This is a genomic window from Pseudoalteromonas sp. SR45-5 (genome assembly GCF_014163565.1).
Classification (GTDB): domain Bacteria; phylum Pseudomonadota; class Gammaproteobacteria; order Enterobacterales; family Alteromonadaceae; genus Pseudoalteromonas; species Pseudoalteromonas distincta.
Window position 1 is genome coordinate 1 of the sequence record NZ_JACJDN010000693.1, and the last position, 1974, is coordinate 1974.

A 1974-nucleotide genomic window follows, 5' to 3' on the forward strand; every position below is an offset into this window, starting at 1 on the left:
TTAATTACGAACTGCTTCTTAATAATAAAAGGAGCAGATAATGATGGACTTAAGAGGTGCGCATTCGCACTACTATACAGACAACAGGCATGTACCTAATTTAAAGTGTTAATCTTAGTAGATAAATTAAAGTTATTAAAAATCGTTAAAATTTATGAGAATTATTTTTTATAGATGAAAGGTTAATATAGACTTCATACATAAGAACTTAGATGCACTAAAGCCGCTACTTACTTTAAAATCGCAGCGGCTCTTATCTCCTTTGTGAATTAATTTGATGTCATCAACATTAGCTTTGCCTCTTTACCGTCTGTTAATACCGCGACGTTACCCTTATCAGTTATAAACACATCTCTTAACCTGCCTGCGGCTTCTGGAAATACGTGAGACTGCGTAAATTGACCACTTACCATATTAACGCTGTAGAGCTTTTTATCAACAAGAGTAGTGATAAGCACATGTTGTTGCAATGAAGGAAAAGCTGCATGTTTAGAGCCGTAATACGCCATGCCTGATGGCGCTATTGATGGCGTCCAATTAACACTTGGTTTTTGCATGCCTTTATATTCGGTAAATGGTGAAATACGCGCTTGCGAGTAATCTTTACCGTAGGTGATTACCGGCCATCCGTAATTAGTGCCAGCGGTTAAGTAGTTTAGCTCGTCACCGCCTGCAGGGCCGTGTTCGTTGCTAACAATTTGCTGCGTATCGTAATCATAAACTAAGCCTTGAGGGTTACGGTGACCAAGTGAGTAAACAGCATGTGCATTTGGCTTTTTGTCATTAATAAATGGATTATCTTTTGGGATGGTGCCATCTAGGTTTATACGTAATATTTTACCAAGTTGGCTTGTTATAACCTGTGCTTGCTCTCTAAAGTCAAAGCCATCACCCGTTGAAATTAATAATGTGCTATCGGGTAATACGAGCGTGCGACCAGCGTAATGTTGTGGTGTATTTTTATCAGTTGCTACTTTATAAATAACGTCAGGCTTTGAAAAGCTATTGCCATTAAACGTGGCTTTGGCAACAACAAGCCTGTTTGCGCTTGCATCACCTTGGGCATAGGTAAAAATAATTTCTTTTGAGTCGTTATAATCTGGTGATAATACAATGTCGAGTAAGCCACCTTGGCCTGCAACGTATAAACCGTTCAGATTTAATTTTACTCTTGATTGCAGATTGTTTTTTACTATAACTACGTGACCATCACGCTCTGTAATTAACCATGTGCCGTTTGGTAGTTCAACCATGCTCCACGGAGACTGTAATTGCGTAGCCAGTGTTTGTGTACTGTATTGCTCCTTTGGTAATGCGGCTTGTGCATTAACAGAAAACGAAAAAAGCGAAAGCAGAGTAAAAATAGAGATACATTGTTTACCGGGCAAGCCTTTGCTAGCATGACTAGTATAAGAGAAAAGCTTTATTTTAAGTTGAGATAACCATGTCGTTTTTAACACGTATATTGCCTTCATTTTTAGTTTCTTGGTTACTTACATTCACACTTGCTAGCTTGTTTCATAGCCAATACGTTGTCAATCAATTAGTTAATGTAGGTGTAGTGGTGGGCTTTAGTGATCGGGTTAGTTTAACGCTTGATGATTGGTTAGGCCTATTACCTACCTACGGCGCTATTATTGCCGTAGCACTTGCCATCGCTTTTTTTGTTACCGCAAAGCTTAATAAAAAGGTTCAAAAATACAGTACTCAGCTATTTGTTATTGCTGGCATTGTGGCATTTGCTATTGTGTTAATTGCTATTGAATCAATTATGAATATTCATATTATAGCGGGCGCAAGAGGCTGGGGTTTTTATGCTCAACTGCTTGCAGGCGCGGTAGGTGGTTTGGCGTTTTCGCAATTAGTTAAGGCAACTAAAACCCAAAAAGCGTGTTAGATGTGTGAATATAAATACGGCTTATACGTTATTTAGCGATTAATAAATAAAGGCCGCTGTTTATTGTAAACAGCGGC

At 38.6% G+C, this 1974-nt stretch carries 2 protein-coding genes; one reads left to right on the forward strand and one right to left on the reverse strand.

Going from position 1 to position 1974, the window contains the following annotated elements; translation table 11 throughout:
* Nucleotides 1-269 precede the first annotated feature (269 nt).
* Entirely contained in the window at nucleotides 270-1460 is a 1191-nt protein-coding gene (locus tag H5072_RS18090) for a PQQ-dependent sugar dehydrogenase (RefSeq protein ID WP_182694342.1), read from the reverse strand.
* On the opposite strand from H5072_RS18090, the gene H5072_RS18095 reads away from it, so the two are divergent.
* Complete coding sequence (locus tag H5072_RS18095; protein WP_182694343.1) at nucleotides 1445-1897, forward strand: hypothetical protein; 453 nt, start codon at nucleotides 1445-1447, stop codon at nucleotides 1895-1897. The two genes, H5072_RS18090 and H5072_RS18095, sit on opposite strands and share 16 nt — an antisense overlap.
* The last annotated feature ends 77 nt before the right edge of the window (nucleotides 1898-1974 follow it).

What these genes read in the sequence shown, in the direction of transcription:
- H5072_RS18095 (WP_182694343.1), top strand. Translation starts at nt 1,445, where the DNA reads ATGTCGTTTTTAACACGTATATTGCCTTCATTTTTAGTTTCTTGGTTA.